We start from the raw sequence: 24,902 nt of genomic DNA, 5'->3' as shown, positions 1-24,902 counted from the left end.
GAATTATTTAATTAACGCTGTGCTATACTGGCGTGAAATAGGGATTTATAGCCAATGAAGCTCGTGTCGGAATAATGAAAAAACGGTAAAATCATAATTTGAGGGATAGTACAATTATTTGCTGACGGCTTGGCGAAATTCGTGCAAGGCGTGACTAAGCAGCAGCAGTTCCGCATCCGAAACCTGCGGCGCCGTGCGCACCATGTTGATGCGGCGCACCAGTTGCTCCACTGCCGGCAAGGAAACACCGGCTTTTTGCGCCAGCCGTTCCCTGGCTTCAGTATCGTTCAAATCAAGGGCTGGCTCGTTGAGGCGCTGCCGCAGAAACTCCAGAAACAGCCCAATTTTCTTCTCGGCAATCAGGGCGTGGTTGCCACCCTGCCGGTAGAGGCTGGCCACGGTACGGGTAAACTGCAGCGTGGTGTTGGACAGAGGATTTAGAATCGGGATGACGCGCTGCCGCCGCCGGGCTTCGAACAGCACGAAAAGCAAAGCGCCCATTAGGCTTAGGTATAACGCTTGGCGCAGGGCGTCGTGGGCCAGCAGCACCCGCAGCAACGACTGTTCACCCTGCCGGCCCTGCTTCTGGTACTCATCCCACCACACCGGCCGACCAGCGGGCAGGTAGGAGAGGGCCGCAAAAGCCAGGTTGCTGGTGGGCGGCTGCAGCACGAAGTAGTTGGTAAACGCCAGCGGCACGGAGCAGACGTACACGTGGCCCCGGCCGTGCGGAATTCGCACCAGTACGGCCCGGCCTTCCGCATCAGCCGCCAGCTGAGTAGCCCGCAGGCCGTTGTCGGGCAGAATCCGGTAGGAGGCGCCTAGGTGGGGAAAACGGTAGGAGCGGCCTGCCGCGCGGGCTAGTGTGGGGTTGGTCAGAAACAGCTCGACGGAGTCGTTGAGCAGGCCTTTGGGGGTATTGTTGCGCAGGCGGGGCTTGCCCAGAAACGGGGCCGTACGGAACCCCAGGGTGTCGGCAAACCTGGTATCGAACTGCTCGGCGGCAATAAATACGTCGTTGCCGCGGTACACGTGCCGGAGCAGGGCGCGGCTATCGGTCGGGCTCAGGTTGAAGTTGTCGTTAACAAACAGGTAGGTTGCCTTGGGGAAGTCTGATTCGGCCAGCCCCTGAGCGTAGTCACTTTCCTCTTCTGCCGTTTCTGGCGTGGCCGCGGGCTCCTCGCGCACCGAGGCTACAGAATCGGTGGTAGCAACAGCAGCGCTATCTGTGTCGGCAACCATTTCGTCCTCCAGATACACTTCCCCGTCGGCAGTAGGCGTCCCTTCGTCCTCGCCTTCGAGCTGACTGTAAATCGGCAGCCGAATGGGCTTTACCTGGCGGGCCGGTACACCCATTACTTCGGGCAGCATTTGGTAAAGCACGTAGGTGCCGTAGGGAATCTTGTCTTTGTTCTGGTATGTGGGCCGCCAGTCCAGGGGCTTGGGGCGGTGATACTCCACGGCTATGTAGGCTCCAAACAGAATGGCCAGACCCAGCAGATACCAACGGAAAGTCGTCATGGGGCAATGATGCTAGGCGGCGTGGGGCACGGTGGACAGCTGACGCTGGAAGGCCACGCGTACGTCGCGGGCCAGCGTGTAGTGGCTTAAGGGCAAATCCTGCTGCTCGCCGTACCACACGTATTCAAATTGCTGGGTAAGCTCCCGGAAGGCTGGCCGCAGCTGACCGGCTTTCAGCTCCTGCAAGTAGTCGTGGTTGGTTTTGTCGGGCTGCCACTGAATCAGGCCCTGGTCGGTGAGCTGCTTGAGCACAAATAAATAGCCCAGGCGCACGGCCAGACGGTAGTTGCCGACAGCCTCGGCTTCGGTCAGCAAGGCGTCAAAGTCAAGCCCGTGGATATCTTCCGTGGTCGTATCATAGGGCATGGGCATAGTGCGCGGAGCCCGCCCGAAAGCGCGGGTCAGATCTACCTGCATCAGCTTGAGCACCACAAAAACCAAAGCCACCACCAGCAGGGCATAAATGCCGTACTCCCACACGATTTTGCCACCGCGCGTCGAGAGCACCCCGCTGAGCCAGTGCATAACCCGGGCCCAGAACAGGTCCCAACTGCTTTGCTCGCTTTTTACTTCCACGTACTGAAAGTCGCGCTGCTCGCGCAGCTCCCGCAGCCGTTCGGGGCCGGGCGACGCAGCGGAACCACTGTGCTGCGGTCGGCGGGCAAGGGGTGCACGGTAATTTCCGGCTTGCCGGCCGGCTTCTGGGCCCAACCGGCCGTGCCGGCCAGAAGTAGCAACAGCAGGAGCAAACTCCCACCGAAAAAACGCCGCCGAATTCGCAAGAGCACTACCAAGGAAGCTGAATATAGAACGGAATCGAGCCGGTGGGCCGGGCCCGAAGCTGGCCCACAAGGGCGAAAGATAAGGCAGAAGCGCCCGGAAGACAGGAATTAGTACTCACCTTCTTCATCGGGGCGGTATGCCTGGTTGTAGGCCAGGGGTGCCGAGCCCTGACCAATAGTGCCAATCAGGGAACGTAGCCCCAGGCCTTCCTTGCGCTCCACCAGGTTGAAATACTGAAAGCTGCTGGCCATCAGCGGAATGGCGTAGGTAAACATGATGCCCAGCGCGTACAGGCACTGCGTCAGAATGCCCAGTACATCGGAATCCAGCCCGGGGATTTTTAAAATCTTGCCGAGCAAAACAGCATACTGCGGCAGCATAAACACGATGCACAGCATACCCTGAATCATTCCCGTCACCACCAGCAGCCCAGCCGTCGACCACCACTTGCCCTGCACCAGGTAGAAGCTGCGCCGCAGACTCTGCCACAGGTTGTCTTCTTCGAGCCACAGAATGGGGAAAAACAGCGTCAGCGGCACCATGACGTAAACGAAGGCCGGGAAAATAATCAGGAAGAGCACCCCAAAAAAGGAGGTAATGGCCATCAAGGCTACCAAGGCGATGCTCACCAGCATGTAAATGCCGAGCAATAGGGCAAACGCCCCGAACATGCGGCCTATCCGGCTCTTGATGACCTGCCACACTAGCGCGGGCGTAGGCACGGTTTCCGTGGTGAGCAGGATGCGCAGGTAGCCATACACCGTACCCATCAGCAGCGTGCCGGCCACCAAAGCGCCAAGCATCGTCAAACCAGCTCCGGAGAAAAAAGCGCCATTACTGAACTGGGGTGTGTTGCCTGAATTACTGCTGCCAATCCCATTGAACGCCGTGTTGGTCAGGATACCCATGCCGGCCCCCATGATCAGCGCGGCGGGCAGCACGAAGTACACCAGGCACTTGCCCAAGGGGCGCCAGTGCGCGGTAATAAACTCAAACGTGGCCGCTATTTTATTGCCAAAATCCCGCTCCTGCCGAAAATCCGCCGCGGTGGTAAAAGTCGATTTCATAAGGGAAGAAAGCTCAGGAAGTGGCCGCCCGGCGGGCCAGCTGCCGCGGATACAGAATAAAGTACCAGATGATGAAGGCGGCCGAGCTGCCAATAATGAGCAAGCTTAGCAGCATGGGCATTTCGGTGTGACGCGTGACGAAGCCTTCCAGAAAACCGGCCGTAATGAAAATCGGGACCAGGCCCAGGGCCAGCTTCAGCCCGTCGCGGGCACCCTGCCGGAAGGAGTCGGCCCGGGAAAAGGTGCCGGGAAACAGCAGGCTGCGCGCCATGACCAGCCCGGCCCCGCCGGCCAGCACCACGGCCGATATTTCCAGCGTGCCGTGTATCCAGATGGTGAGCAGGGACGGGAGCAGCACGCCTTTCTGGTAGAAGAAATACTGAAAAGCGCCCAGCATTACCCCGTTTTGAAACAAGGCCCACACCGTGCCCAGTCCCAGCGTAGCGCCTAGGGCGTAGGCCGTCAGGGCCACGTAGATGTTGTTCATGGTGATGTAGAGAAACATGGGCGCCTCGCTCATGCCTTTGTAGACGGCCATTGGGTCGCCCCGCTCGATGTTCTCGATGGTACGGTTCACATATTCGTCGCCCAGTACCACGCGCACAAAGGTGTCATCGTAGGCCGCCGAGAGTACACCCAGCAGAGTGAAAACTGTGAAGAGGACCAGGGACCAGGCCATGGCGCGGTGGTGCCGGGCCACCAGCAAGGGCAGCTCCTGTTGCCAGAAGTGCCCGAAGCGCGTGGTGTTTTCGCTCTTGTTCTGGTAGAGCTTCTGGTGCAGGCGCGCCGTCAGGTCGTTGAGGTAGCGCGTGGTGGTCGAGGCGGGGTAAAACGTCTGGGCGTAGGCCAGATCGTCGGTCAGCTCGATAAAGCGGGCCGCCAGCTCGTCGGGGCCGGCGGGTAGCTCATTTTCGTAGCGCCGCCACTTGGCCTCATTTTGCCGAAGAAATACCGCCTCACGCATATAAGTAGGTTGATAACTGGAAAAGCCGAACTAAACCGTAGCGCCAGGCAGCTGAAAAGAAAGAGCCGCCGGCTGGGCTGCCGACCCTCGTATCAAATAAGGCCAGCCCGGTAGCCGCAGAAGCTGGGGCTGGATGTGCGAAGATTGGTAAATTTTTCGACCCGATTACCTTTACATAAGGACTAAATTGCGTCCTTGGTCGGCCTTCGGGCTTTACTATCTTCGGTTCCTATTCTCACCTGTTGCCTTATTATGAGTACTATTCGCGTCCAGACTACCCAGAACGTTACGCTCGAATATGAGGTGGCCAGCGTTGGGGAGCGTATCGTGGCCAACATTATCGACACCCTGATTCTCATCGGCTGGGGCGTGGCCTGGGTGCTGCTGTTCACGGCCCTGGGCATCAAGGAAGCCGGTATGGCGGCGGCGGTGGCCTTGGTGGTAGGTTTGCCCTTCATCTTTTACCACCTCGCCTGCGAAGTTCTGTTTAATGGGCAGAGCCTGGGTAAGAAAGCGCGCCATATCAAAGTAATCCGCCTGGATGGTACCCCGCCCCGCATCGGCGACTACCTGCTGCGCTGGGTGCTGCGCATCGTGGATATGGGCTTTATGAGCGGCCTGATTGCGGTAATTGTTATTCTGACTAATGGCAAAGGCCAGCGCATCGGTGACCTGGCCGCCGGTACCTGCGTGGTGAGTACCCGCCCGCGCCAGGATGCCGGTAGCTTGCTGGCCCCGGCCCTGACCGACGCTAACTACGTGGTAGTATTTCCCCAGGCTGCCCTGCTGGCCGACCACGATGTGGCTACCATCCGCCAGCTGCTGGCCAAAGGCCTGGAGCGGGACAATTATGTGTTTATCAATGAAGTGGCCAACCGCGTAAAGGAAGTGACTGGCGTGCAGACTGATTTGAACGATGAGGCCTTCCTGCGCACCATTCTGCGCGACCATGCCCACCTGGCCGCCGAGGGCAGCTAAGATGCGCTGACGCTGACCGGTCCACCGGACAAGACCTGTATGACTCAACAAAAAGCCCATCCGCTAGCAGCAGATGGGCTTTTTTATTGGCGGCTTTAGTCAGCCGAAGTGGTTAGGCTTAGTTCAGCAGTACCCCGCGCTGGGTGCCGGCCGACTTGCCGTCGAGCAGGAGCTGGAAGAAGTACACGCCCTGCCGCAGGTCCGAGGTATTGTTCCAGCGCACAGCCTGTGTGCCAGCGCCCAGGCGGCCGGCTTCAATCCGGTCGACCTGACGGCCCAGGGCATCGGTTACAACCAACGTAACCTGCGCCGCGGAGGCCAAAGTGAAGGCGACGCGGGTTTCGGCCGTTACGGGGTTGGGGTACAGGCCCAAACCGGCTACCTCTTCCCGGTCGCGGGTACCGGTGGTAACGCCGGTAGCGGCGGCCACGGCAATGTCGCGGACGGTGATGCCGTTGCCGATAGCGCCCACGGCAGTAGCAGCGCCGGTGGTCAGGTTCACGGTGTAGAAGTTGCTATTGGCCGAAGTGCCGGTAGTAGCCACCATGTAGGCCGAATTAATGCCCACGCCCGTGCTGTAGATATCCAGGTCCACGTTGGCCGGGTTGGTGTTGGCCACGATGCCGGAGCTGCCCACAGTGGTCAGCTGCCCGTCGGCGGGCGGGTTGGCCGTGCTCTGGGTGTTGAGCAGGTTCAGGGCCTCGTCGTAGTTGTAGAGCGTGGTACCGGTGGTGGAGCTGGCACCCGTGAAGCTGTTGGTATAGGCCACGGCCCCGATGGTAGGCGTGTTGGTGCCCGTGGTGTAAGCGACCGGACCATCGGTAGCGGCCAGCGTCCCGGTTACGGGGTTGAGGCGGAAGTTATTGCGGTTGGCGCCCACTACCCGAATCCGGTCCACGGTAGGGTTGAAGTCGAAGCCGATGCTGCCCGTACCCAAAGCCAGGGCAAAGACGCCGCTGGTTGGGGTAGCCACGCCGGTCGTGCCGTTGATGGTGTACAGCTGAGCCGTCTGGGCCGTGGCGTTGTAGCCCAGTGCGTAGAGGGCGTTATTCAGCGGCCGTACGTCGAGGCCCACCAGTGTCTGGCTGGCGTCTACGCCGGTAATGCCCGTAGCAGTACGAATCAGGCCGGGCTGGGCCGAGTCGAAGGTAACCAGGTTGGTACCAGCCAGGGCGTATACCAGCTGGCCCGTAATGGCGGGCAGCGTGGCGGGCCGGCTGATGGCCAATGCCAGATCTACGAAGCTGAAGGCGTTATTGCCCCCAGCGTCCCGGCGGCCGTAGCGGCGCCAGTCGTCAGATTCACGGTGAAGAGCTGGTTGGTAGCCAGCAAGGTGTTGGGCGTGATGGTCGAAACCGACATGTAGGCCACGTTCTGCCCGTTGGCCGGATTGAAGTAGATGTCGAGGTCCGAAACCTGAAAAGCGGTGTTGATAGGTACCCCTAATTCTCCGACCGTGTTGAGGGTGCCGTTGTTAGGCGGGTCCTGGCGCACCAAGCGGTTAAAGGAATCGTCGAGGTTGTAGAGCGTGGTGCCCGTAGCGCCAATATACGAGTTGGTATAAGCCGACGAGCCCACTCCGGGCGTCTGGCTGGCGTTGGCATCGGTAGTGGAGTAGGCCAATGAGCCGTCGGTGGCAGCAATACCGCCTGTCACGGGGTTGAGGCGGTAGTTGGCCCGGTTAGCGGCCGTCACCCGGATGCGGTCCACGGTGGGGTTGAAGTCGAAGCCGATGCGGGCGGTGTTAGTGCCCAGGGCCAGGGTAATCAGGCCGCCCACGGGCGTAAGAGCGCCCGTAGGGGCGAGGATGTAAAGCTGGGCGTTGTTGGTCGCAGCTGCGTCGTTGTACCCCAGCGCGAAAATCTGACCCGTAGCCGGGCGCGTGTCAATGCCCACCAGGTCCTGGTCGGCGCCCAGGCCGGTAATCGGCACGGAAGAGGTAAACGTGCCCGGGGCCGTTACCTGGAAGGTCGCCAGGCTGTAGCCATTGAGCTGGCTAACGGTAAGTCCGTAGGCAGTTTGGGCCGAAGCGGGGTTGATGGCAGCCGTGAGGCCCAGGGCCGTCAGGCCGAGAAAAGCTTTGCCAAAAGCACGTAGTGGGTTAGTAACGGTTCGTTTCATGATAAACAGGAATGGGGTGTTAAGAATAAGACGGCTGCGGGCGCGCCCTGAGCTACTTGATACGACTCTACGGGTATACCGACGGCTTTGGATTGCATTTAACCCATTTTTAATCTGCACCCGGCTTTTTTGCGGCCCCGCTGGCTGCTTAGGCTTAACGAGAGAGCTTAAAGCAGCAAAGGCAGCCCCGGGAAGAGGCTGCCTTTGCGAAGAGGAATTGACGGACCAGGACAGCCTACCAGGCCACGGGTTTGCCCTGCCAGGTTACAAAGCTGCCGTTTTCCTCGGCGTGGAGCTGGTCGGTGAGGCGGATGATGCCCCGGGCCGAGTCGGCGGCGGGTAGGGCCGCGCCGGTGCCACCCATGTCGGTCCGCATCCAACCTGGGTCTACCATAATGGAAATGATGCCGTAGTGCCCCGCTTCGGCCGCCAGGGTGCGCATGTACATGTTCATGGCGGCCTTGCTGGCGCTGTAGTGGTAGTGGCTGCCCGAGGCCTTCAGCTCCAGGGAGCCCAGGCCCGACGACAAGCTGACCACCCGGCTTTTGTGGCCAGCCTTGAGCAGGGGCAGAAACTGCTGGGTTACCAGCAGCGGCCCCACGGCGTTGGTGCCGAATACCTGCATGGCGTCGTCGTAGCGCAGCTGGCCCAGCTTCTGGGTTTCCTGGGTGTCTTCAATGCCTGAGCCCGGGTGGCCCGGCAGAATTCCGGCGTTGTTGATCAGGATATCGAGGTGGTCGGTGGCGGCGGCTACCTGCTCGTAGGCGGCGGCCAATGACTCGGCCCGGGTCACATCCAGGGCAGGGTCACGAGCTGGCCGGGGTATTGCTGACTGAGGGCCTGCAAGTCGGTGGCACCTTCGGGCTGGCGGGAGGCGGCAAACACCTGGTCGCCGCGCTCCAGGTACTGGCGGGTGAGTTCGAGGCCCAGGCCGCGGTTGGCCCCGGTAATAAGCACAGATTTCATGGGTGGAGAGCTTAGTTATTACACAATCGGAAAGGGGCAAAAGCGGGTTTGCCGCCGGAAGTTTAGGTAAATAAAAGCCGGTTTGGGACTACTTCTGCCCGGCCGCCGCGAAAAAGCCGGTCGGGAACGTTCCCGACCGGCTTTTTCGTCAAAAGAATAAAAAGCCCGGCCTTAGTCCAGCTGCACTACCCGGGTCTTGGATAGCCGGTCGTGCAGGCCAGGACTGGTTCCCAGAAAGGTAAAGGCCTCTAAGGGAATCATCCGGCACAGAGTCCGCTTCAGAATGTCGTTGGGCTTGGGCTTGGAGCCGTCTTCCATTACCACCCGGGTACGGGTAATGAGCTTGCCCATGGTTCGGCCCGTAGTTAGCTCCAAAGAGAAGTAATACACCGCTAAAAGCAAGAGGGTAAACGCACAAAATCCCGCATTACCCATCTTGAAAATAAAACCCGCCAGTCTAAAGGAGAGCAGAAAAAAACTTACGATGGAGAAGCTTAAGTAGAAGGTAACAAGATCTATCAGGTTATTGGCGAAGCGCTGGCCCGAGGTGGCCTCCGTCAGGGCCAGGGGCGAGTTGAGCAGATCGGCAAAGACGGACGGATTTTCGACACGTTCATCCGGGTAATCCTGGTCAGCGTAATATTGTTGCATAGTGCGGCAGCATAAGTTGAGCCTACAAGATGCGGATAAATTGCTTTGTCTTTTGCCTGATAAAAGCAGTTCCTTCCTCTGGCCGGAAGGAAGTAAATCTGAGCCAGGGAAGGTACAACCCCCTTACGCAGTGAGCCCGGCAATAAGGGGCTGCAGACCCGCCACAAAGTTCCGGGTAATTTTGCCGTCGGGGTCCAGCGTGGGGTCCAGAATCGTGATGTCGAGTCCTGCTGCCAGCGGGGATTGTAGCAGCGGCAGCAGCAGCTCGGCCAGCTCGGCGTAGCTCAGGCCGCCGGGCTGGGGCGAATCCACGGCGGGCATCAGGGCATTATCGAGCACGTCCACATCAAGATGAATCCAGAAGCCATCCAGCTTCTGGTCGGCGGCATACTCCAGGAAAGCCTCAGCACTTGCCCGAAGTCCCCGGCGGCGCAGCTCCACCAGGTCCAGGTACCGAATGGGGAGGCGGTTATGGCCGCCACGTAGTCTGGGTCCATATCCCGGTTGCCGACGCTCCAGGCGTGTTCGGGGCGCACGTAGGGGTGCTGCCCGCCCAAAGTGGTAAGCTTTGTGGGGCCCCGCCCCGTTACCAGGGCCAGGTCCATGCCGGCCGCGCCGCCCGTGGCCGACAAGCCCGGCCAGGCATAATCGGTGTGCCCGTCCAGAAAAAACAAGCCGTAAGTGCCCACCGCTTTTAGGCCCAGCATAGTGCCCAGCAGAATGCTGCAGTCGCCACCCACGACCACCGTAAAGGCTCCGGGCCGCACCAGTTCCGCAAGGCACGCGGCCAGCTGCTGCGAGTACTGGGCAATGGCGTCGGCATTGCGCACCCCGGATTCCGGATCCAACTGCCCGGTGTAGGGTGGGGCCGGCACGGTGCGCACGAGCTGGGGCTGCAAGGCTGCGTGGAAGCCCCACTGCTTCAGCCAGGCCGGCAGCTGGTCTACGGCGGGGGCCGTGCCAGGGGTAAGCTCCTTCAAGCCCAGGTTGCTGGGCGCTTCAATAAGGTGCACAGTGGGCATGGGACAGAGAATTGAGTAAGAACTGCTCGAATAGAAGACGCATGCCCAGGCAGTACGCTACTTGATTTTTAGTTCTGGAATCAGGGGGTCGGTATCAAGCAGTTCCAGCTCCTGCACCATGGGCAGGGTACCCTGCTTGTACTTCAGGAAATGCGGGGTCTTGATGTGCGCCTGGTAGGCGGCCTCGGTGGCATACATCTCAAGAATGGTCAGGTGATTAGGCCTTTTTCGCTCGAACACCGCATACAAGGTCAATACCCCCGGCTCTTTGCTGATGGAAGCTTCAATTTCTTCCTTCAGCAAGGCCTTGTAACGGGTGAGCTGGGTCGAATCCACCACGATTCGGGAGAGGCGCACCTTTTGGGGCTTCTGCCCTGCGCATGGGGGCGCCAGCTGACTATGGCCAAAACCAACCCAAAGCCTAGAGCCAGTTTTGGTAATACGGAGGAAAATTTCATGGGAAAAATCAATAGGGTGAAACCCAAATCAGGACGGTAATTCTGCTCTGAAGCCTGCCGGAAGTACGGGGACAAAGCCGGCCAGCCGACAACCAGGCTTACTAAGTTACGCGGCTGCTTCCTGGAAGGCTGCCAGGATATTGGGGCAAGGCAGCGTTCCGCACCCAAAACTTGTGACCTAGGTCACCGTTCTGCCGCCGCCTTCCGCCGGACCTTTGTCTAGTAGATTTCACCACGTGCCAGCCAGCTTTCTGTTCGGGAAACTCCTGCTGAAAATCGGGTCAAGATGGCGCCCATGATCCTGCTTCAGCAAGACGATGGCAGCGGCTTGCAATCTACCCACGAAAACGAAACCCACGCACATGCACACCCACAAGCTCGCCACCATCCTGGGGCCCTGCTGCTGCTGATTGGCAGCCTCACGGCCCAGGCCCAAAAGCAAAACCGATCAACGATGAAAAAGAAAATTTTATTCGTGGTGACGAGCCACGATACGAAAGGTAGCACCGGCGAGAAAACCGGATACTACCTGAGCGAAGTCTCCCACGCCTGGAAAGTGTTAACCGCGGCCGGCTACGAAATTGATTTTGTAAGCCCCAAAGGCGGCAACCCGCCGGTAGATGGCTTTGACCTGACGGATCCTGAGAACAAGGAGTTTTGGGAAAATAAGCAGTACCACCAGAAGATTTCGCACAGCCTGAAGCCCGCCGAGGTTCGGCCGGAGGAGTATGCGGCCATCTACTACGCCGGCGGGCACGGCGCCATGTGGGACCTGCCCGATAATGCCGCCATTGCCAGCATTGCCGCCGCTATTTATCAGCGCAACGGCCTGGTAGCCGCCGTGTGCCACGGGCCCGCGGGGCTGGTAAACATCAAGCTAAGCGACGGCTCCTATCTGGTTGCTGGCAAAAAGATAAACGGCTTCAGCAACGAGGAAGAAGCCCTGGTGAAGCTGACAACCGTCGTGCCTTTCCTGCTGGAAAACAAGCTCATCGAGCGAGGCGGGCAGTACGAAAAGTCGGCCCCGTGGCAAACCCACGTAACCAGTGACCAACGCGTGATTACGGGTCAAAATCCCCAATCGGCCAAGGCCGTAGCAGAAGCTATTCGGGACGGCCTGAAATAAAAGAACCCCTGTTTTCCGACGAAAGGGCTTATTCCCTCGTGTACACCACATGAGCGAATAAGCCCTTTTCGTGTGCTTCTCAGCCAGGATCTGCCAATCAGGTCCGCGCGGGAGCACATCGCACCGTAAGACTTTATAAGGAGCCTTGCATCCACTATCCCAGTCCTTTTTATTTGTCTGGCTAATTTCTCGCTTTAGCCTTTCACCCGTTGGCTGCGCGTGCCTGACAACGGTTCTTTGCTTGTCCACGGCTTTCCTGCTCGCATTCGTGGTGACGCACGCGGCCGCCCGCTAAAAGCGCGAATCGCCCGGCGGGCTCTACTTGACCATATAAGCTGGGGCAACTCACCGTCATAAACCCAAATGGAATTCGCCCCTTTTCTGCGTCGGCATATCGAGGAAATAGTCCCGCTTTCTGAGGAAGAGTTTGAGGCAGTTGCCAGGCATTTCGTGCCACGAACCGTTGCCAAGCAGGAATACCTAATCGAGGTAGGCCACCGGGTAACGACAGAATTCCTAGTGGTGAAAGGTTGTTTGAAAACTTCCGCCTACGATGCGGAAGGGAAAGAGTACATCGTGCAGTTTGCCCTCGAGAATTGGTGGGTGTCGGACTACCCCGCGTTAACCCACAAGGCTAGCGCCGGAATGGCCGTGCAGGCGTTGGAGCCGAGCATCGTGCTGGAGCTTCCCGTGGAGCAGCGCGACAATATGTGTCAGCAGGTACCCGCCATGCACATATTCTTCGGCAATAAAGCCTTGCGGGGCTATGTGGCGGCCCAAAACCGGGTGCTTTCCTTGCTCCGCAATTCGGCTAAAGAGAAGTATGAGTTGCTACTGGGCCAGTACCCTGAGCTGTTTCAGCGCCTGCCCAAGAAAACCCTTGCTCACTACTTAGGGGTGTCCCGGGAGACATTAAGCCGCCTGGAAAAACGGGGTTAATGGGGTTCTCCACGCGGGGCGTTACTCGGTACCGTGGCCCCAGGGTAGGAGGGTACGGCCTCAGGCCGGGCCAAAACGAGCAAGGCCTCAACTACACGGGTTGAGCCCTTGTCGGGGCAGTGTCGCGGCAGTTCTCTTATTCTACCACTAGCTTGGCGCTCATCTTACCCGCCCGCACCAGGTAAAGGCCCGGGTGCAGCCCGATCAGGTCGAGGGCTGTGTGGTGCTGGCTTGTTCCCGCACTATGCGGCCGGTCAAGTCGAGTACCTGCACGGGGCCCGTAGCGTTCTGGACCTGCACTGCGTCCCGGGCCGGGTTAGGCACTAGGCGCAAGGTAGCCGGAGCCGTAAGGGCGCAGGCCAGCACGGCCACTGGCGAGAAGCTTTCCTTGCCGTCCAGATCCAGCTGGCGAAGCCGGTAGTAAGCCGTGGCCGCCCCTGGGGCCGCCGTCAGCAGGGTGTAGCTCTGGCGCTGGGCGGTAGTGCCGACGCCGGGTACAAAGCTGATTTTGGTGAATGAGCGGGCATCCAGGCTCCGTTGCACTTCGAAGCCGGCATTGTTTTCTTCCGAAGCCGTCTGCCAGGTCAGGCGCACGCCGGCCGGGACGCAGGCTGCTTGGAAGCCAACCAACGAGACGGGAAGGGTCCCGGGTGGAATCGTGTTGGGAATAAGGTTGATGCCTGCTTCCGAAGTGCCGTAGCCGCTTTTAAAGGCCGTGGCGTTAATCGGGTCGGACGTTTGCAGGGCCGGCGACATGGCGCTCGTCGGGAAGGTGATGTCCGTGTTGAATGAACCATCGGCCCCTGTAGTCAGCGAGCCAATGTAGGCGCTGGGCTCACCGTGGGGAAAGCTCTGCCCGTCCCCGGCAAAAACTTCCCCGTTCTGGTTGGTATCCGTGGTGTTGTCGCCCCGGTAAAATTCCACTACCGTACCGGCAAACAGGGTTTGGCCGGCCGTGCGCCCCACAAACCCTTCCACGTGTAGCACGGTGTTGCCCCCGACGGTGGTCACGTTTTTCTTCGTGATAATGGGGTAGTTCATGCCCCCATTGGCTTTGTTCATATCCAGGGTGCCGTCGTTAGGCGTCACACCGTCGCCCTGACCGTAGGCGCTGTTGCCGCCGACGCGGTAGGTGGCCGGCGTGTAGTCAATGGCAATCAATCCCTGGCCGCCCGTAGTGCCGTCACCGTTGCCATAAATAGCGTTTTGGGTGACCTGCACGTTGCGCTGACCATAGTTAATCACCACGGCCGACGACTGGTTGCCGCTGATAATGTTTTTGCTGATAACGTCGGTGTTGGAGCTCTGGCGGCCGTCGGCGCGCAGCAGGTAATGGATGCCGGAGCCTTCGAGGCGGCTGCTGGTACCTCCCTTGCCGTTCCCCTGAATTGTATTGTTGCTGACCAGGTTGTTTCGGATGGCGCTAATCTCGAACTGAATACCGCTGCTGTTGCTGTCCCGGATCAGGTTTTCGGTAATGGTCAGCGGCCCCGAGGCAGCTTGGTCGCCCACTGAGATATTGTCGCCGCCCGCCGTGGTCCGGCCGGCCTGCAAAAACTCGTTCTGGGTGATGGTATAGCCGCTGTTAGCATCATTAAAGCCACCCGAATAATTCAGGTTGGACGAGCCGGCGTGGGCGAATATGTTGTTGCGGACGGTACCAGAGGGGTTGCGCAGATACAGCAGAATGTTGCTGGTCAGATTGGCCGAGGGAGCCGCAATGGAGAAGGCCGTGGTACCAAACGCATTGCCTTCGATCAGCAGATTGGTGCCCGAGTCGGCCTGCACGCCGTAGGTGCCGCCGTGAATCGACAAGCCCCGCACCACCATGCTGTTGCCATTCAGGGTTAGGCCGATGGTGCCGCCCAGCACGGCCAGTTCCACTTCCGGACCCGCCACCCGGGCCAGGGGCTTGCTTTCCGTACCCACAACCCCACCGGTTCCCAGTTGGACCGAGTTAGAGTTGGAAAGAGTGGTCTGAGTGGTGCCGTCGATGGCGGTGCCGGGGTCGGTGAGGGTAGGTAGGGTAGAAGCCAGGGTAATCAGGGCGCGGCTGCTGGTCGTGGAAGCCGCGCCGCTGGCATTAGTGAGCTGGTTGTCGAGGCCTGCCCGTAAGCCGGGCCGGGCTGTCCCGTCCGAAATCATGAAGATGCTGGTTTCCTGCCCGGCCGGAAAGTTGGTCCCCGTGGCTGTGCCCGCGTTGCTGAACTGGCGCTGGTCGATGGCGGAATTCGACAAGGCGTTGGCGTTGAGTATAAACTGCCGCAACGAACCCTGGCCCGCATCGTTGGTGTTCACCACCACGTCGAAGCTGAAGCCAAAGTCGATGTTCGTAAAGTTTTCGTTGTCATCGGCGTCGGTTACCGTCGTTTGCACCTGGGCGCCGGTGTTTAAACTACCGGAAGTGGTGTTGCCGACATCGGCCTGCGTTGGGTCCTCGCCGCCCACGTAGTTTGGGTCGTCCACCTGGCTATTCGGATTGTTACCTGTGTAGCGCTTCCGAAACGTGACGACGGGTATCAAATTGGTGGCCGTTCCCCGGCTGGAGGTTACCGAACCGCTAACCACCCGCACCACGAACGTACTGTTTCCCGTGGAGTAGGAATAGCTCCAGGTTCCATCGGCTGCGGCGGTAACAGCGGTAACGAACGTGCCGCTCCGGTAAATTTCAATCCGGGCCGGGCGGCCCACGAAGCCCCCAGTGGTGGAGTAAGGCGCCCCACTGCCGCCGCCGTAGTTGACGTCCTCAAAGACGCGGCCGGAAAGGGTGCCAGCTGTTGCGGAGCTGGCGCAAAGACCCAGGGGCAAAAGAAGCCCTAGCAAGCGGAGTGTATGCTTCATAGAGTAGGATAGAGTCGGGGACAAAAGAGCTTTTTGCCAACAGTAGCGTGCTGGCACGTCCGACAAAGCTACATCTAGTATATAGTAATATTATAATCTACGCCGCCCTTTTTCAGACAAGAGGCTTCAATGAAGACAGCGGCCCCAGCTCACGAGAAAGACCAAACGAAGCCGCTAGCCTTCAGATAGCTTCCCACGGAAGTGTAAAAAAGCGCGTAGTGGTCACTCGGCACAGCCGAGCGACTGCGCAGGGAAGGTGTTATGTTTAACCACCGTTTTCGTGAACTGGGCAGCGCAGAGATTGGCCTAACCAAATTTGCTTAGGGGTGGTGCGATAGTTTGGTAAAGGCAAAGATTCCCAGAGCCAACCCAATGCTGAGAGCCCATTCCATCCATGTACTGTATACCAACCGGCGGCGAAAAAGCCAGCTCAGTAGCCCGATGTGCAGGGCTACACACCCTGCTGAAATCCAGTCGCCCGCCCTATCTCCAGATGCGCCACAGCAGTAGGTGAAGAAATACACAAATACCCCAACGACTTGCCACGCAAAATACCCGACAATCGAGAGGGCGAGGCGCAACACAGAGAGTAGTAGCGGCCCTATTCTGGAAGAGAGTTTCGTGGCAAGCGTCGGTGGCTGGTGGTCGGTCATAGCGGGAGCAAAGTACCCGATAAGCGTTAGGCAACCTTTCGTTTTTTATTCCGACCGTTTCGCTGAGCTAGAATCATAAGCAAACGGGCCGGTTGTTTCTTCCCTCTTCATGGGTAATCTAGGCCGGTCGCAAGTTTTATCGCTATGTAGGGGGAAGGCAAGCGGGCAACTTACCGCGCCGAGACATTCCCCTGGGGCTGGGCAAAAGCCTCAATTACGCCCTTGCTCATTTGCTTGAGCAGCACGCCGGGGGCCAGGCGACTCATGTAGCGCATGACGCGCGACAGGCCGGGGTAGATTTCCAATCTATCCTGCTGGAGCCCTTCAATGGCTTGGGCGATGAGCTTGCCCGGATCCATTAACATGCTCTCGTCCATCACGCCGGCAAACGGGTCCGCCAAGGGCGTTTTTGCGGCGGGCGCGACCAGTTCAAACACCTTTACTTGGGTAGGTTGCAGTTGCACTCGCAGGGCTTTGGTGTAGGCGCGCAGCCCCGCCTTGGTACCCCCGTAGATGGGAGCCAGCGGAAATGGTGTTAAGGCCAGGCCCGAGGTAACGTTTAGGATGGCGGCTGTCTGTTGGGTTTTGAGGTGCGGCAAGAATTGCTGCACCATGCGAATAGGACCCGACAGGTTGATTTCGACTTCCCGGGTGAGGTCGAGCAAGTCCAGCGTCGGGTCTTGCAGGTTTAGCTTGCGCATCTCCCCGGCGTTGTTAATCAGAATGTTGAGCGCCGGAAATTGGCTGACAACCTGTTGGTAGAGGTGCTGGATAGCCTGCGGGTCGCTTACATCACTTTGAAAGGTGTGCACGCGGGGCAGGCGGCGCTTGGTGTCGTCGAGCTTGGCTTGGTTGCGGCCCGTGATGAGCACGGTGTTGCCCAGCTCTAGTAGCCGGGCCGCAAACTCGTAGCCGAAGCCGCTGGTACCGCCGGTAATGAGGATGGTGTTGTGACGTAAATCCATGGGTTGGTAGGGGAATAATGACCGGGCAAAGGTCTGCCCGGAAACCAACGGGGTGTTTGCGTCTAGCAATCCATCTTTTGCAAAATTCACACCTTGGTCTACAGCCGGAAGGCGCCGGGCGATAAGGAAGTCTGCCGCTTGAAGAAGTTGGAAAAGTGCGCGACTTCCGCAAAACCGAGGCTGTCGGAGATTTCTGAGATGTTCCAGTTGGTTTGCTTCAGCAGCAGCTTGGCTTCCTGGATGACGCGGCCGGCAATCAGCTCGGTGGTGGTGCGGCCGGTATTTTCCTTCAGCACCTTGTTCAGGTGGTTGACGTGCACGGCCAGCTGGTCGGCGTAGTCCTTGGCCGTGCGCAGCCGCAGCTTCTGCTGCGGCGTTTCGATGGGAAACTGTCGCTCCAGCAGCTCCGCAAACAGCGAGCTTACCCGCGTCGCGGCCGTGTGCGCCGGGTAGAGCGCCGTGGCCGGCTGCAGCTTCTGCCCCCAGTGAATCAGCTCCAGCACGTAGGTGCGCAGCAGGTCGTACTTGTAGGCGTAGGCCGAGGTAATCTCGCGGGCCATCTTGCGGAAAAGGTCGTGGAGTTCAGCGTATTCCTCGTTCGTAAGGGCAAAGACGGGGTAGCCGCCCGGCTGAAAGAGGGGCAGTTCCTCCAGCCGCACGCCGCTCTTGGCGGGCAGCAAAAATGCGTCGGTGAACACGCAGAAGTAGCCGTCCTGCTCCTGATCTTCGGGCAGCCAGTGGTAGGGTACCTTGGGGGTGGCAAACAGCAGCGCGTGCTGCTCTATTTCCACTACTTTATCCGCGTACTCAGCCCGGCTGCGGCCCCGGATGAGGCTAATCTTGTAATACGCCCGCCGGTCATATGGCATCGTCGGCTTCTCGCGGTGGTGCCGAAAGAGGTCGGCCACGTTGAAGACGTTGAAGTGTCCGATTTCCTGCTGAATATCGGGCGGTAACAGGGTGTGCAGTTCCGCGCCAGCCGCTGTAGCCAACTGCTGGTAAAAAGCGTCAAGCGAAGTAGTTTGCATAGGTTGAGGGTTGCGAAATCCAAAGGTAGGACTTCTGGGCAAGGTAAGGCTGGCCGCGCGCAACTGCTGGCTCCGGGTGCCGGCCTTGACTAAATGGTTGGGTCGAAAAGTCGCTCCCTATTTGACAGAAAAGAACAAGGGCTAGAGGGGACCTAGCAAAAACGCTCCTTTTCCTGAACTGCCGCCTATGCACTTCTATTTGCATGGCAAAACAGCTCTACAGACCAGATTGAGTTCAAAAAACGGGTTCACCTTTCAACGTACCCGAAATTCGAAGTGGAGATGAGTTTCGGGTACTGTTTTGGTAGAGGTTTCCTCCGCATTCGGCAGGCTCATTGGGTAGCTACAGATATAGCCGCTACCCGAGACTTCCCTGGCACGCGAACTACAAAGTTCGCGCTGCTATCTAACCATAAAAAAAGGCCCCGCATCATTCGTGATGCGGGGCCTTTAATCTTAGCTACTTATAGCCTTATCCGGCCGCAATGGCTTTGCGCTTGCTTACGCGGGGGTGACGCTCGTCGGTGCCCTGGGCCAGCAGCTCGTCGTCGCGGTCCGACTTCTTGATCGTCCAGCTCAGCGAGTAGAGGTCCTTGCGCCGGTCGCGCAGGTTGCGCACCGCCCCGCTCGTGTTCAGGTCCTTGAGCAGGTCCAAATCCAGATCGGCAATCAGGGTCATCTCCGTATTAGGCGTGGCCTCGGCCACGATGGCGTCGTGGGGGAAGGCGAAGTCCGAGGGGCTGAACACGGCGCTCTGCGAGTACTGAATGTCCATGTTTTCAACCCGGGGCAGGTTGCCGACCGAGCCGGTGATGGCCACGTAGCACTCGTTTTCAATGGCCCGGGCCTGGGCACAGATCCGCACGCGCTGATAGGCGTTCTTGGTGTCAGTCCAGAAGGGCACGAACAGGATTTTTACGCCCTCGTCGGAGAGCATACGAGCCAGTTCGGGGAACTCCACGTCGTAGCACACCAGGATGCCGATTTTGCCGAAGTCGGTGTCGAAGCACTTGAGCTTGTCGCCGCCGCGCATGCCCCAGTAGGAAGCTTCGTCGGGCGTTACGTGCAGCTTGTACTGCTCGTCCACGGTGCCGTCGCGGCGGCAGAGGTAGGCCACGTTGTGCAGCTTGCCATCCTCGTAGACGGGCATGGAGCCCGCCACGATGTTGATGTTGTAGCTCACAGCCAGCTCCATCATCTTGGCCTTGATGGGCTCGGTGAAGGCCGCCATGGCCCGGATGGCCACCGCCGGCGAGTCCTCGTTGGTGAGGGCCATGAGCGGGGCGTTGAAGAACTCGGGGAACATCACGCAGTCGGACTTATAGCCCGAGACGGTGTCAACGAAGAATTCCATCTGTTGCAAGAGGTCTTCCAGGGAGCGGGTGGCGCGCATCTGCCACTGCACGATGCCGATGCGCACGTTGCTTTTCTGGTTGCCAATGAGCTTTTCCTCTTCCTCGTAGTACACGTTGATCCACTCCAGGAGCGTAGCAAAGGCCTTGCTTTCGGAGTCGTAGGGCAAATAGCCGCGGATGATTTTGCGGACGTGAAACTCGTTGGAGAGCTGGAAGGTGAGGATGGGGTCGGTGATTTCCTTGTTGCGCACCATCTCCACGTACTTGGCCGGTGTCATCTCGTTGGCGTAGGCCGCGTAGCCCGGAATCCGGCCCCCGGCCACCATGGCCCGCAGGTTCAGGTTTTCGCAGAGCTCCTTGCGGGCGTCGTAGAGGCGGCGGCCCAGGCGCAGGCTGCGGTACTCGGGGTCCACGAACACGTCGACGCCGTAGAGCGTGTCGCCGTCGGGGTTGTGGGTGTTGAACTTGCCCTGCCCGGTAATCTTGGCGTAAGTGTGCTTGTCGCCAAACTCGGAGTACTGCACGATGATGGCCAGGGCCGCAGCCACGACCACGCCGTTGTCCTCGATGCAGATCTGCCCCTCGGGAAACTTGCGGATCAGAGCGCCGAATTCCTCGGCCGACCAGGAGCCTTCCATGTTGGAGTACACCTTGTCCATGATGGCCTTCACAGCCTTGAAGTCGGACCGGCGCAGGGTGCGCAGCACCAGCTTGTGGGCTGGCACCGCCGTGGGCGTGAGCAGCTCCGGAACCGAGGGTTTATCAGCAGCAACTTTCTTAGCGTGGCTGCCGCTCGTTTTGCCATTTGCAGAAGTGGCCATATAATAGGAAGGAAGAAGTGTCGAAAGAAGGTGGCAAAGATACCAGGATAGAAGCCCCGGGTTTCATTTTACGAGGCCACAACAACTTAGATGGGAAAATAGCTCATCCGGCACTGGTTTCGGTTTGCCCTTCGGCTATACTTGTGTCCTGCTTTCCAAATGCCGGTGGAGCTGAGTCCCAGCTTTCCTACTTCTCGCTTTGCCATGCGCCCAGAAACCTCCCTGCCCATCGTATTTCCCCTTGGGTTTGTGGCCTTCTGGCTGCTGATGTGCTGGGTTGTTTCTCTGAGCGGCTGGCGGCAGCTGGCCCGGTATTTTCCGGCTGGCAACTATCCTAGGGCGGTATTTCACCAGTCATTCTGGCTGCAGTCGGCTACGCTTCGGCGGCCCGATGCGGTGCTGTCCGGGTCCAGGTACGGCGGCGTGCTGCGAATTCAGTACGGACCTGAGGGTCTGCGGCTGTCCGTGCTGCCGACGTTCCGCTTTGGGCATCCGCCCCTGCTGATTCCGTGGTCGGCCATTGGGGTACCCCAGGAGCGCCGCGGCACCTGGGGCTGGGAACCTACTACGTTGTTACCGTGACGCTACCCGACAAAGCTGGCGAAGTAGAAATTCAGTTTATCCGCCGCCTGCTGGTCGATACTATTGCCGATTATCTGCAGCTGGCCACTTTAGGTACAAGGTAGAATCAAGCCAGTGCAGCAGTGGAGTTTAGTCGCGCGGACGGGCAAATACCGGAATGAAACGCCGGGCCCCGCCGCTCGACTCCAGGCGCGGGTGCTTTACCTTTTGTTCGTCGTAGTAGTAGGAGTTGCTCATGTACTGGGTTTCCAGCGTAAACAGGGCCGGGGCCGCCGACTCGGGCAGGGCCGGGCGCGGCAGGACGGCTCCCCAGCTTTGGTTGTCGAGCCGGACGATGGCCGCGTCGGTGATGCGTAGCGAATCCAGGTTGCTGGAGCGAGGGCTGAGCGTATCCATACCCGCCGTGACTTTCACCAGCTGGTACGCTTCATCGTAGCCCTTGGGAATGGTCAGGGCCAGGCGGGCGGGGCCTGGCTGCTGGTAGAGCGACTCCAGGGCCAGCCAGTAGCCCAGCTGCCCGAAGTTGGCGCTGTTGGCGGTATAGTACCGGAAGTCTGGGCGTAAGACCGTGGCGGGCGGTTGAGCAGCGTTGATTTCCTGTATACCTACGCGCTGGCCATTTTCGAAGAACTCCATATAATCGTGCCCGGTACCCTGCTTGGGGTATTTGAACTGCGCAAGCTGGCCGGGTTGGAGCTTCACCCGAAGCAGCACCTTGTGGGTTGGTACGGTGATAAACTGCGTGTTCTTCTCCTTGAAGCGCAGCAGCCGGATTTCCAGCGCTACCTCGCGGGCCACTTGGTTGTAGAGCAGCAGGCGGTGCGTGAGCTTGGGCATCTGTTGCTCCCACACGTCCCAGGCCAGGAAATTCTTCGACCAGATGCCCACCACAATCTGGCTGGCCCGGGCAGGCAGCTGGAATAAGAACAGCAGCACAACAAGGTAGATTCTCATACGGAGTGGTGGTGGGCTGCAGGGGAAGAATGTCCTGGCAGAGGTGGAAAATACAAGCGGGGACCTAAAGTCCCCGCTTAAACTTACAAATGCACGGGCTGAGCCGGTATTAAATTACCATTTCCGGTACGCCGGCCGCCGGAATCACCAGCTTGCCGGCTGTAGCGGCCTGAATCTGCTCTACCGATACGCCCGGGGCCCGCTCACGCAGCACGAAGCCGTCGGGGGTAATATCGAGCACAGCCAGCTCCGTCACGATTTTCTTCACGCAGCGCAGGCCCGTAATGGGCAGGGTGCAGGCGGGCAACAGCTTGCTACTCCCATCTTTGGCTACGTGCTGCATGGCCACGATGATGTTCTTGGCCGAAGCCACTAGGTCCATGGCGCCGCCCATGCCTTTCACCATTTTGCCCGGAATCTTCCAGTTGGCAATGTCCCCGTTTTCGGAAACTTCCATGGCGCCCAGGATGGTCAAATCCACGTGCTCCCCGCGAATCATGCCGAAGGAGTCGGCCGAGCTGAAGATGCTGGAGCCAGGCAGGGTCGTGACGGTCTGCTTGCCGGCGTTAATCAGGTCGGGGTCCACCTGGTCGTCGGTGGGGAAGGGGCCCATGCCGAGCAGGCCGTTTTCACTTTGCAGCTCCACGTTGATACCGGCCGGAATGTAGTTGGCTACCAGCGTCGGGATGCCGATGCCGAGGTTGACGTAGGAGTTGTCTTTTACTTCCTGAGCTATTCGTTTGGCAATGCCGTGTTTGTCAAGCATAAGGGTCGTTCTGGGGGCGCGGGGTAGGCGCCCGGTCGTGGGAGTTGGGTAGGGTAAGGGCCTCGGGGAAAAGGAAAGTCACTAGGCGCTTTCACCTCCAATGGGGCCGTAGAGGATGGCCCAGGTGGCAAAGTCGGCCGAAAACACCTCGAAAAAGTGGGGCATGCCGGCCGGCACAAAAAGTAGGTCGCCGGGGTGGCACTGAATCATTTCGCCGGCCCGGTTGAAGACGGCCTCGCCGCTGATAACGACGTAGACCTCGTCCTGGGGGTGGGGCGTCTGGGTGTCGACTTCACTGGGCGCGAAATACTCGGTGCGCATGCTGCCGTGGCGCAGCAGCACGGTGAAAGGAGGGTTTCCTTCCTTCTGAATTTTGGCCTGGGCCTGCAGCAGGGAGATATTCGCGTCCATGGGAAGGCGGGTTAGATGGTAGCCGGGCGCACGGTACGCTGCTCGATGCGCTTCTCGTAGTCTTTGCCCTGGAAAATACGCTGCACAAAAATGCCCGGCGTGTGAATCTGGTTGGGGTCCAGCTCGCCGGCGGGCACCAGCTCTTCCACTTCAGCTACGGTAATTTTGCCGGCGGTGGCCATCATGGGGTTGAAGTTGCGGGCCGTACCCTTGTAAATCAGGTTGCCGGCCGTGTCGCCCTTCCAGGCCTTCACAAAAGCAAAATCGGCGTGCAGGGCGGTTTCGAGCAGGTACATCTTGCCGTTGAACTCCCGGCTTTCCTTGCCTTCGCCCACCTCGGTGCCGTAGCCCGCCGGGGTGTAGAAGGCCGGAATGCCCGCTCCGCCGGCCCGGCACCGCTCGGCCAGGGTGCCCTGCGGAATCAGCTCGACTTCCAGCTCGCCCGAGAGCAGCTGCCGCTCAAACTCGGCATTCTCGCCCACGTAGCTCGAAATCATCTTGCGTACCTGCTTGGTTTGCAGCATCAGCCCGATGCCGAAGTCGTCGACGCCAGCGTTGTTGCTGATGCAGGTCAGGTTTTTGACGCCGAGGCGCAGGATTTCCTGGATGGAGTTTTCGGGAATGCCGCACAGGCCGAAGCCGCCGAGCATCAGGGTCATACCATCGGTGAGGCCGTGCAGGGCCGCCTGGGCATCGGCTACTACTTTGTTAATCATGGGGTGGGAAAGGAGGGTTTGCGGGTCGAAAATAGCAAGATGCCCGGGAAATGAAGCAGCCCGGCCTTCTGGACAGAAAACCGGGCTGCTTCATCGGGTATCAATTCAGGACGCAGCAGTTAGAACGTCATTCCGAGCGGAGTCGAGGAATCTCGCGTGATGATGTCTGATTACTACTCAAACGATGCCACGCGAGATGTCTCGCTTTGCTCGACTTGACGGACTAATTTAAGAGTAACAGACCAAGCCTAACTCAGCCGCCGACCAAGTGCTGACGGGCGTCCTCGGCATCCTGAGCCAGCTGGGCTTTGAGCTCGTCGAGGCCGTTGAACTTCTGCTCGTCGCGCAGGCGGGCCACCAGCTGCACGGTCAGGGGCTGGTCGTAGAGGTCACCGTCGAAGTCGAGCAGATGGGTTTCCACGGTCTGATCGAGGTTGCCGGCCACGGTGGGCCGTACCCCGATGTTGAGCATGGCCTGGTGGTGAGTGCCAGCGGCAGTGGTGGCCATAACGGCGTACACGCCCCGGGCCGGCACCAGCTTCAGGGGCTCTTCTACCTGCATGTTGGCCGTGGGGAAGCCAATAGTGCGACCCAGCTGCTTGCCGCGCACCACGGTGCCGGTCAGCGGATAGCTGTAGCCCAGGTAGCGGTTGGCGGTCAGAATGTCGCCGGCTTCCAGGGCCCGGCGGATGCGGGTGCTGCTGACAGCCAAAGCATCCACGTCCTCGCGCGGAATTTCCTCTACTTCCAGGCCGTAACGGTCGGCATGCTGACTCAGGTGCTCGAAGCTGCCTTCCCGGTTTTTGCCGAAGCGGTGGTCGTAACCAATTACCAGCTTACGCGCGCCGACCGTGTCGAGCAGAATCTGCTGGATGTACTGCTCCGAGGTCAGCTCCGAAAACTCCTTGGTGAAGGGCACGATCAGCAGATAGTCCACGCCGAAGTCAGCCAGCTGCTTGGAGCGTTCTTCCAGCGTAGAGAGCAGCTGAATGTTCAAGGGCTCGGGATGAGCCAGGGGCGGCTCCAGTACCAGGCGCGGGTGGGGCCAGTAGGAAATGACCACCGAAGGGCCGCCGGTTTGCTTGGCTACTTCCAGCAGGCGGCGCAAAATCTTCTGGTGCCCCAGGTGCACGCCGTCGAAAGTGCCGGTCGTAACGGTGGCATTGCCGAGGTGAGGAAACTGCGCCGGGTCGTGAAAGACTTCCATCGGAGGA

At 59.4% G+C, this 24,902-nt stretch carries 25 protein-coding genes; 4 read left to right on the top strand and 21 right to left on the bottom strand.

The features are described from left to right. Positions 1 to 114: 114 nt before the first annotated feature. The 4 genes from MUN79_RS26145 to MUN79_RS26130 all read right to left on the bottom strand — a co-directional run bounded on the left by MUN79_RS26145 (position 115) and on the right by MUN79_RS26130 (position 4,335). Positions 115 to 1,521 (bottom strand): DUF4350 domain-containing protein, encoded by a 1,407-nt coding sequence (locus MUN79_RS26145; RefSeq protein WP_244675423.1) that lies wholly within the window; start codon positions 1,519 to 1,521, stop codon positions 115 to 117. Between the two features lie 12 nt (positions 1,522 to 1,533). Further along, positions 1,534 to 2,232, bottom strand: coding sequence for a DUF4129 domain-containing protein (locus MUN79_RS26140; protein WP_244675422.1), 699 nt, complete (start codon positions 2,230 to 2,232; stop codon positions 1,534 to 1,536). Positions 2,233 to 2,411: 179 nt separating this feature from the next. Continuing rightward, entirely contained in the window at positions 2,412 to 3,371 is a 960-nt protein-coding gene (locus tag MUN79_RS26135) for a hypothetical protein (protein WP_244675421.1), read from the bottom strand. 13 nt (positions 3,372 to 3,384) lie between these two features. Then, positions 3,385 to 4,335: a stage II sporulation protein M gene (locus MUN79_RS26130; RefSeq protein WP_244675420.1), complete on the bottom strand. Its 951-nt coding sequence runs from the start codon at positions 4,333 to 4,335 to the stop codon at positions 3,385 to 3,387. Positions 4,336 to 4,587: 252 nt separating this feature from the next. On the opposite strand from MUN79_RS26130, the gene MUN79_RS26125 reads away from it, so the two are divergent. Continuing rightward, positions 4,588 to 5,313, top strand: coding sequence for an RDD family protein (locus MUN79_RS26125; RefSeq protein WP_244675419.1), 726 nt, complete (start codon positions 4,588 to 4,590; stop codon positions 5,311 to 5,313). Positions 5,314 to 5,431: 118 nt separating this feature from the next. Here the strand turns inward: MUN79_RS26125 and MUN79_RS26120 are convergent, their stop codons facing one another. From MUN79_RS26120 to MUN79_RS26095, 8 genes are all read right to left on the bottom strand, one after another. Then, positions 5,432 to 6,541: a DUF4394 domain-containing protein gene (locus tag MUN79_RS26120; RefSeq protein ID WP_244675418.1), complete on the bottom strand. Its 1,110-nt coding sequence runs from the start codon at positions 6,539 to 6,541 to the stop codon at positions 5,432 to 5,434. 8 nt (positions 6,542 to 6,549) lie between these two features. Continuing rightward, positions 6,550 to 7,434, bottom strand: coding sequence for a DUF4394 domain-containing protein (locus MUN79_RS26115; RefSeq protein WP_244675417.1), 885 nt, complete (start codon positions 7,432 to 7,434; stop codon positions 6,550 to 6,552). A 235-nt stretch (positions 7,435 to 7,669) separates the two neighbouring features. Next, a complete protein-coding gene (locus MUN79_RS26110) occupies positions 7,670 to 8,227 on the bottom strand; it encodes an SDR family NAD(P)-dependent oxidoreductase (protein WP_262922953.1) in 558 nt (185 codons plus the stop codon). Then, positions 8,224 to 8,400, bottom strand: a complete 177-nt coding sequence (locus MUN79_RS30455; protein WP_262922952.1) for an SDR family NAD(P)-dependent oxidoreductase — start codon at positions 8,398 to 8,400, stop codon at positions 8,224 to 8,226. The genes MUN79_RS26110 and MUN79_RS30455 overlap by 4 nt, the downstream gene beginning before the upstream one ends. Before the next feature lie 171 nt (positions 8,401 to 8,571). Then, positions 8,572 to 9,051 carry an RDD family protein gene (locus MUN79_RS26105; RefSeq protein WP_244675416.1) on the bottom strand — a complete coding sequence of 160 codons (480 nt, stop codon included), beginning with the start codon at positions 9,049 to 9,051 and terminating at the stop codon, positions 8,572 to 8,574. A gap of 123 nt (positions 9,052 to 9,174) precedes the next feature. Continuing rightward, a complete protein-coding gene (locus MUN79_RS30450; RefSeq protein ID WP_262923086.1) occupies positions 9,175 to 9,486 on the bottom strand; it encodes an arginase family protein in 312 nt (103 codons plus the stop codon). Then, complete coding sequence (locus MUN79_RS26100) at positions 9,372 to 10,073, bottom strand: arginase family protein (RefSeq protein ID WP_262922951.1); 702 nt, start codon at positions 10,071 to 10,073, stop codon at positions 9,372 to 9,374. The genes MUN79_RS30450 and MUN79_RS26100 overlap by 115 nt, the downstream gene beginning before the upstream one ends. A 57-nt stretch (positions 10,074 to 10,130) precedes the next feature. Continuing rightward, entirely contained in the window at positions 10,131 to 10,430 is a 300-nt protein-coding gene (locus MUN79_RS26095) for a putative quinol monooxygenase (RefSeq protein WP_244675415.1), read from the bottom strand. Positions 10,431 to 10,817: 387 nt separating this feature from the next. On the opposite strand from MUN79_RS26095, the gene MUN79_RS26090 reads away from it, so the two are divergent. Both MUN79_RS26090 and MUN79_RS26085 read left to right on the top strand, forming a co-directional pair. Beyond that, positions 10,818 to 11,657: a type 1 glutamine amidotransferase domain-containing protein gene (locus tag MUN79_RS26090; protein ID WP_244675414.1), complete on the top strand. Its 840-nt coding sequence runs from the start codon at positions 10,818 to 10,820 to the stop codon at positions 11,655 to 11,657. 450 nt (positions 11,658 to 12,107) lie between these two features. Further along, positions 12,108 to 12,596 (top strand): Crp/Fnr family transcriptional regulator, encoded by a 489-nt coding sequence (locus tag MUN79_RS26085; protein WP_244675413.1) that lies wholly within the window; start codon positions 12,108 to 12,110, stop codon positions 12,594 to 12,596. A 204-nt stretch (positions 12,597 to 12,800) separates the two neighbouring features. Here MUN79_RS26085 and MUN79_RS26080 read toward each other — a convergent pair whose 3' ends face one another. From MUN79_RS26080 to MUN79_RS26065, 4 genes are all read right to left on the bottom strand, one after another. Continuing rightward, on the bottom strand, positions 12,801 to 15,437 hold the full coding sequence (locus MUN79_RS26080) for a beta strand repeat-containing protein (protein WP_244675412.1): 2,637 nt from the start codon (positions 15,435 to 15,437) through the stop codon (positions 12,801 to 12,803). 823 nt (positions 15,438 to 16,260) lie between these two features. Next, positions 16,261 to 17,055, bottom strand: coding sequence for an SDR family oxidoreductase (locus MUN79_RS26075; protein ID WP_244675411.1), 795 nt, complete (start codon positions 17,053 to 17,055; stop codon positions 16,261 to 16,263). A gap of 98 nt (positions 17,056 to 17,153) precedes the next feature. Beyond that, positions 17,154 to 18,083, bottom strand: coding sequence for a helix-turn-helix domain-containing protein (locus tag MUN79_RS26070; protein ID WP_244675410.1), 930 nt, complete (start codon positions 18,081 to 18,083; stop codon positions 17,154 to 17,156). 472 nt (positions 18,084 to 18,555) lie between these two features. Then, on the bottom strand, positions 18,556 to 20,097 hold the full coding sequence (locus tag MUN79_RS26065; protein ID WP_375378274.1) for a bifunctional GNAT family N-acetyltransferase/carbon-nitrogen hydrolase family protein: 1,542 nt from the start codon (positions 20,095 to 20,097) through the stop codon (positions 18,556 to 18,558). A 366-nt stretch (positions 20,098 to 20,463) separates the two neighbouring features. On the opposite strand from MUN79_RS26065, the gene MUN79_RS26060 reads away from it, so the two are divergent. Beyond that, positions 20,464 to 20,841 (top strand): hypothetical protein, encoded by a 378-nt coding sequence (locus tag MUN79_RS26060; RefSeq protein WP_244675408.1) that lies wholly within the window; start codon positions 20,464 to 20,466, stop codon positions 20,839 to 20,841. Between the two features lie 129 nt (positions 20,842 to 20,970). Here MUN79_RS26060 and MUN79_RS26055 read toward each other — a convergent pair whose 3' ends face one another. The 5 genes from MUN79_RS26055 to MUN79_RS26035 form a co-directional block, all read right to left on the bottom strand. Beyond that, positions 20,971 to 21,795, bottom strand: a complete 825-nt coding sequence (locus tag MUN79_RS26055; RefSeq protein ID WP_244675407.1) for a hypothetical protein — start codon at positions 21,793 to 21,795, stop codon at positions 20,971 to 20,973. Positions 21,796 to 21,904: 109 nt separating this feature from the next. Continuing rightward, positions 21,905 to 22,561 (bottom strand): CoA transferase subunit B, encoded by a 657-nt coding sequence (locus MUN79_RS26050; RefSeq protein ID WP_244675406.1) that lies wholly within the window; start codon positions 22,559 to 22,561, stop codon positions 21,905 to 21,907. 81 nt (positions 22,562 to 22,642) lie between these two features. Next, positions 22,643 to 22,972 carry a cupin domain-containing protein gene (locus MUN79_RS26045; RefSeq protein ID WP_244675405.1) on the bottom strand — a complete coding sequence of 110 codons (330 nt, stop codon included), beginning with the start codon at positions 22,970 to 22,972 and terminating at the stop codon, positions 22,643 to 22,645. A gap of 11 nt (positions 22,973 to 22,983) precedes the next feature. After that, positions 22,984 to 23,688 (bottom strand): CoA transferase subunit A, encoded by a 705-nt coding sequence (locus MUN79_RS26040; RefSeq protein WP_244675404.1) that lies wholly within the window; start codon positions 23,686 to 23,688, stop codon positions 22,984 to 22,986. A 253-nt stretch (positions 23,689 to 23,941) separates the two neighbouring features. Continuing rightward, complete coding sequence (locus MUN79_RS26035) at positions 23,942 to 24,895, bottom strand: bifunctional riboflavin kinase/FAD synthetase (protein WP_244675403.1); 954 nt, start codon at positions 24,893 to 24,895, stop codon at positions 23,942 to 23,944. Positions 24,896 to 24,902: the final 7 nt, after the last annotated feature.

Source organism: Hymenobacter cellulosilyticus, from assembly GCF_022919215.1.
GTDB classification, from domain to species: domain Bacteria; phylum Bacteroidota; class Bacteroidia; order Cytophagales; family Hymenobacteraceae; genus Hymenobacter; species Hymenobacter cellulosilyticus.
This window is presented reverse-complemented; position numbering and strand designations above follow the sequence as displayed.

Excerpts from the sequence above, each read along its gene's own strand:
- MUN79_RS26145 (WP_244675423.1), bottom strand. The coding sequence starts at position 1,521 with ATGACGACTTTCCGTTGGTATCTGCTGGGTCTGGCCATTCTGTTTGGA.
- MUN79_RS26135 (WP_244675421.1), bottom strand. The coding sequence starts at position 3,371 with ATGAAATCGACTTTTACCACCGCGGCGGATTTTCGGCAGGAGCGGGAT.
- MUN79_RS26130 (WP_244675420.1), bottom strand. The coding sequence starts at position 4,335 with ATGCGTGAGGCGGTATTTCTTCGGCAAAATGAGGCCAAGTGGCGGCGC.
- MUN79_RS26125 (WP_244675419.1), top strand. The coding sequence starts at position 4,588 with ATGAGTACTATTCGCGTCCAGACTACCCAGAACGTTACGCTCGAATAT.
- MUN79_RS26115 (WP_244675417.1), bottom strand. The coding sequence starts at position 7,434 with ATGAAACGAACCGTTACTAACCCACTACGTGCTTTTGGCAAAGCTTTT.
- MUN79_RS30455 (WP_262922952.1), bottom strand. The coding sequence starts at position 8,400 with ATGAAATCTGTGCTTATTACCGGGGCCAACCGCGGCCTGGGCCTCGAA.
- MUN79_RS26105 (WP_244675416.1), bottom strand. The coding sequence starts at position 9,051 with ATGCAACAATATTACGCTGACCAGGATTACCCGGATGAACGTGTCGAA.
- MUN79_RS26100 (WP_262922951.1), bottom strand. The coding sequence starts at position 10,073 with ATGCCCACTGTGCACCTTATTGAAGCGCCCAGCAACCTGGGCTTGAAG.
- MUN79_RS26090 (WP_244675414.1), top strand. The coding sequence starts at position 10,818 with ATGGCGCCCATGATCCTGCTTCAGCAAGACGATGGCAGCGGCTTGCAA.
- MUN79_RS26080 (WP_244675412.1), bottom strand. The coding sequence starts at position 15,437 with ATGAAGCATACACTCCGCTTGCTAGGGCTTCTTTTGCCCCTGGGTCTT.
- MUN79_RS26075 (WP_244675411.1), bottom strand. The coding sequence starts at position 17,055 with ATGGATTTACGTCACAACACCATCCTCATTACCGGCGGTACCAGCGGC.
- MUN79_RS26070 (WP_244675410.1), bottom strand. The coding sequence starts at position 18,083 with ATGCAAACTACTTCGCTTGACGCTTTTTACCAGCAGTTGGCTACAGCG.
- MUN79_RS26065 (WP_375378274.1), bottom strand. The coding sequence starts at position 20,097 with ATGGACAAGGTGTACTCCAACATGGAAGGCTCCTGGTCGGCCGAGGAA.
- MUN79_RS26060 (WP_244675408.1), top strand. The coding sequence starts at position 20,464 with ATGCGCCCAGAAACCTCCCTGCCCATCGTATTTCCCCTTGGGTTTGTG.
- MUN79_RS26055 (WP_244675407.1), bottom strand. The coding sequence starts at position 21,795 with ATGAGAATCTACCTTGTTGTGCTGCTGTTCTTATTCCAGCTGCCTGCC.
- MUN79_RS26050 (WP_244675406.1), bottom strand. The coding sequence starts at position 22,561 with ATGCTTGACAAACACGGCATTGCCAAACGAATAGCTCAGGAAGTAAAA.
- MUN79_RS26045 (WP_244675405.1), bottom strand. The coding sequence starts at position 22,972 with ATGGACGCGAATATCTCCCTGCTGCAGGCCCAGGCCAAAATTCAGAAG.
- MUN79_RS26040 (WP_244675404.1), bottom strand. The coding sequence starts at position 23,688 with ATGATTAACAAAGTAGTAGCCGATGCCCAGGCGGCCCTGCACGGCCTC.
- MUN79_RS26035 (WP_244675403.1), bottom strand. The coding sequence starts at position 24,895 with ATGGAAGTCTTTCACGACCCGGCGCAGTTTCCTCACCTCGGCAATGCC.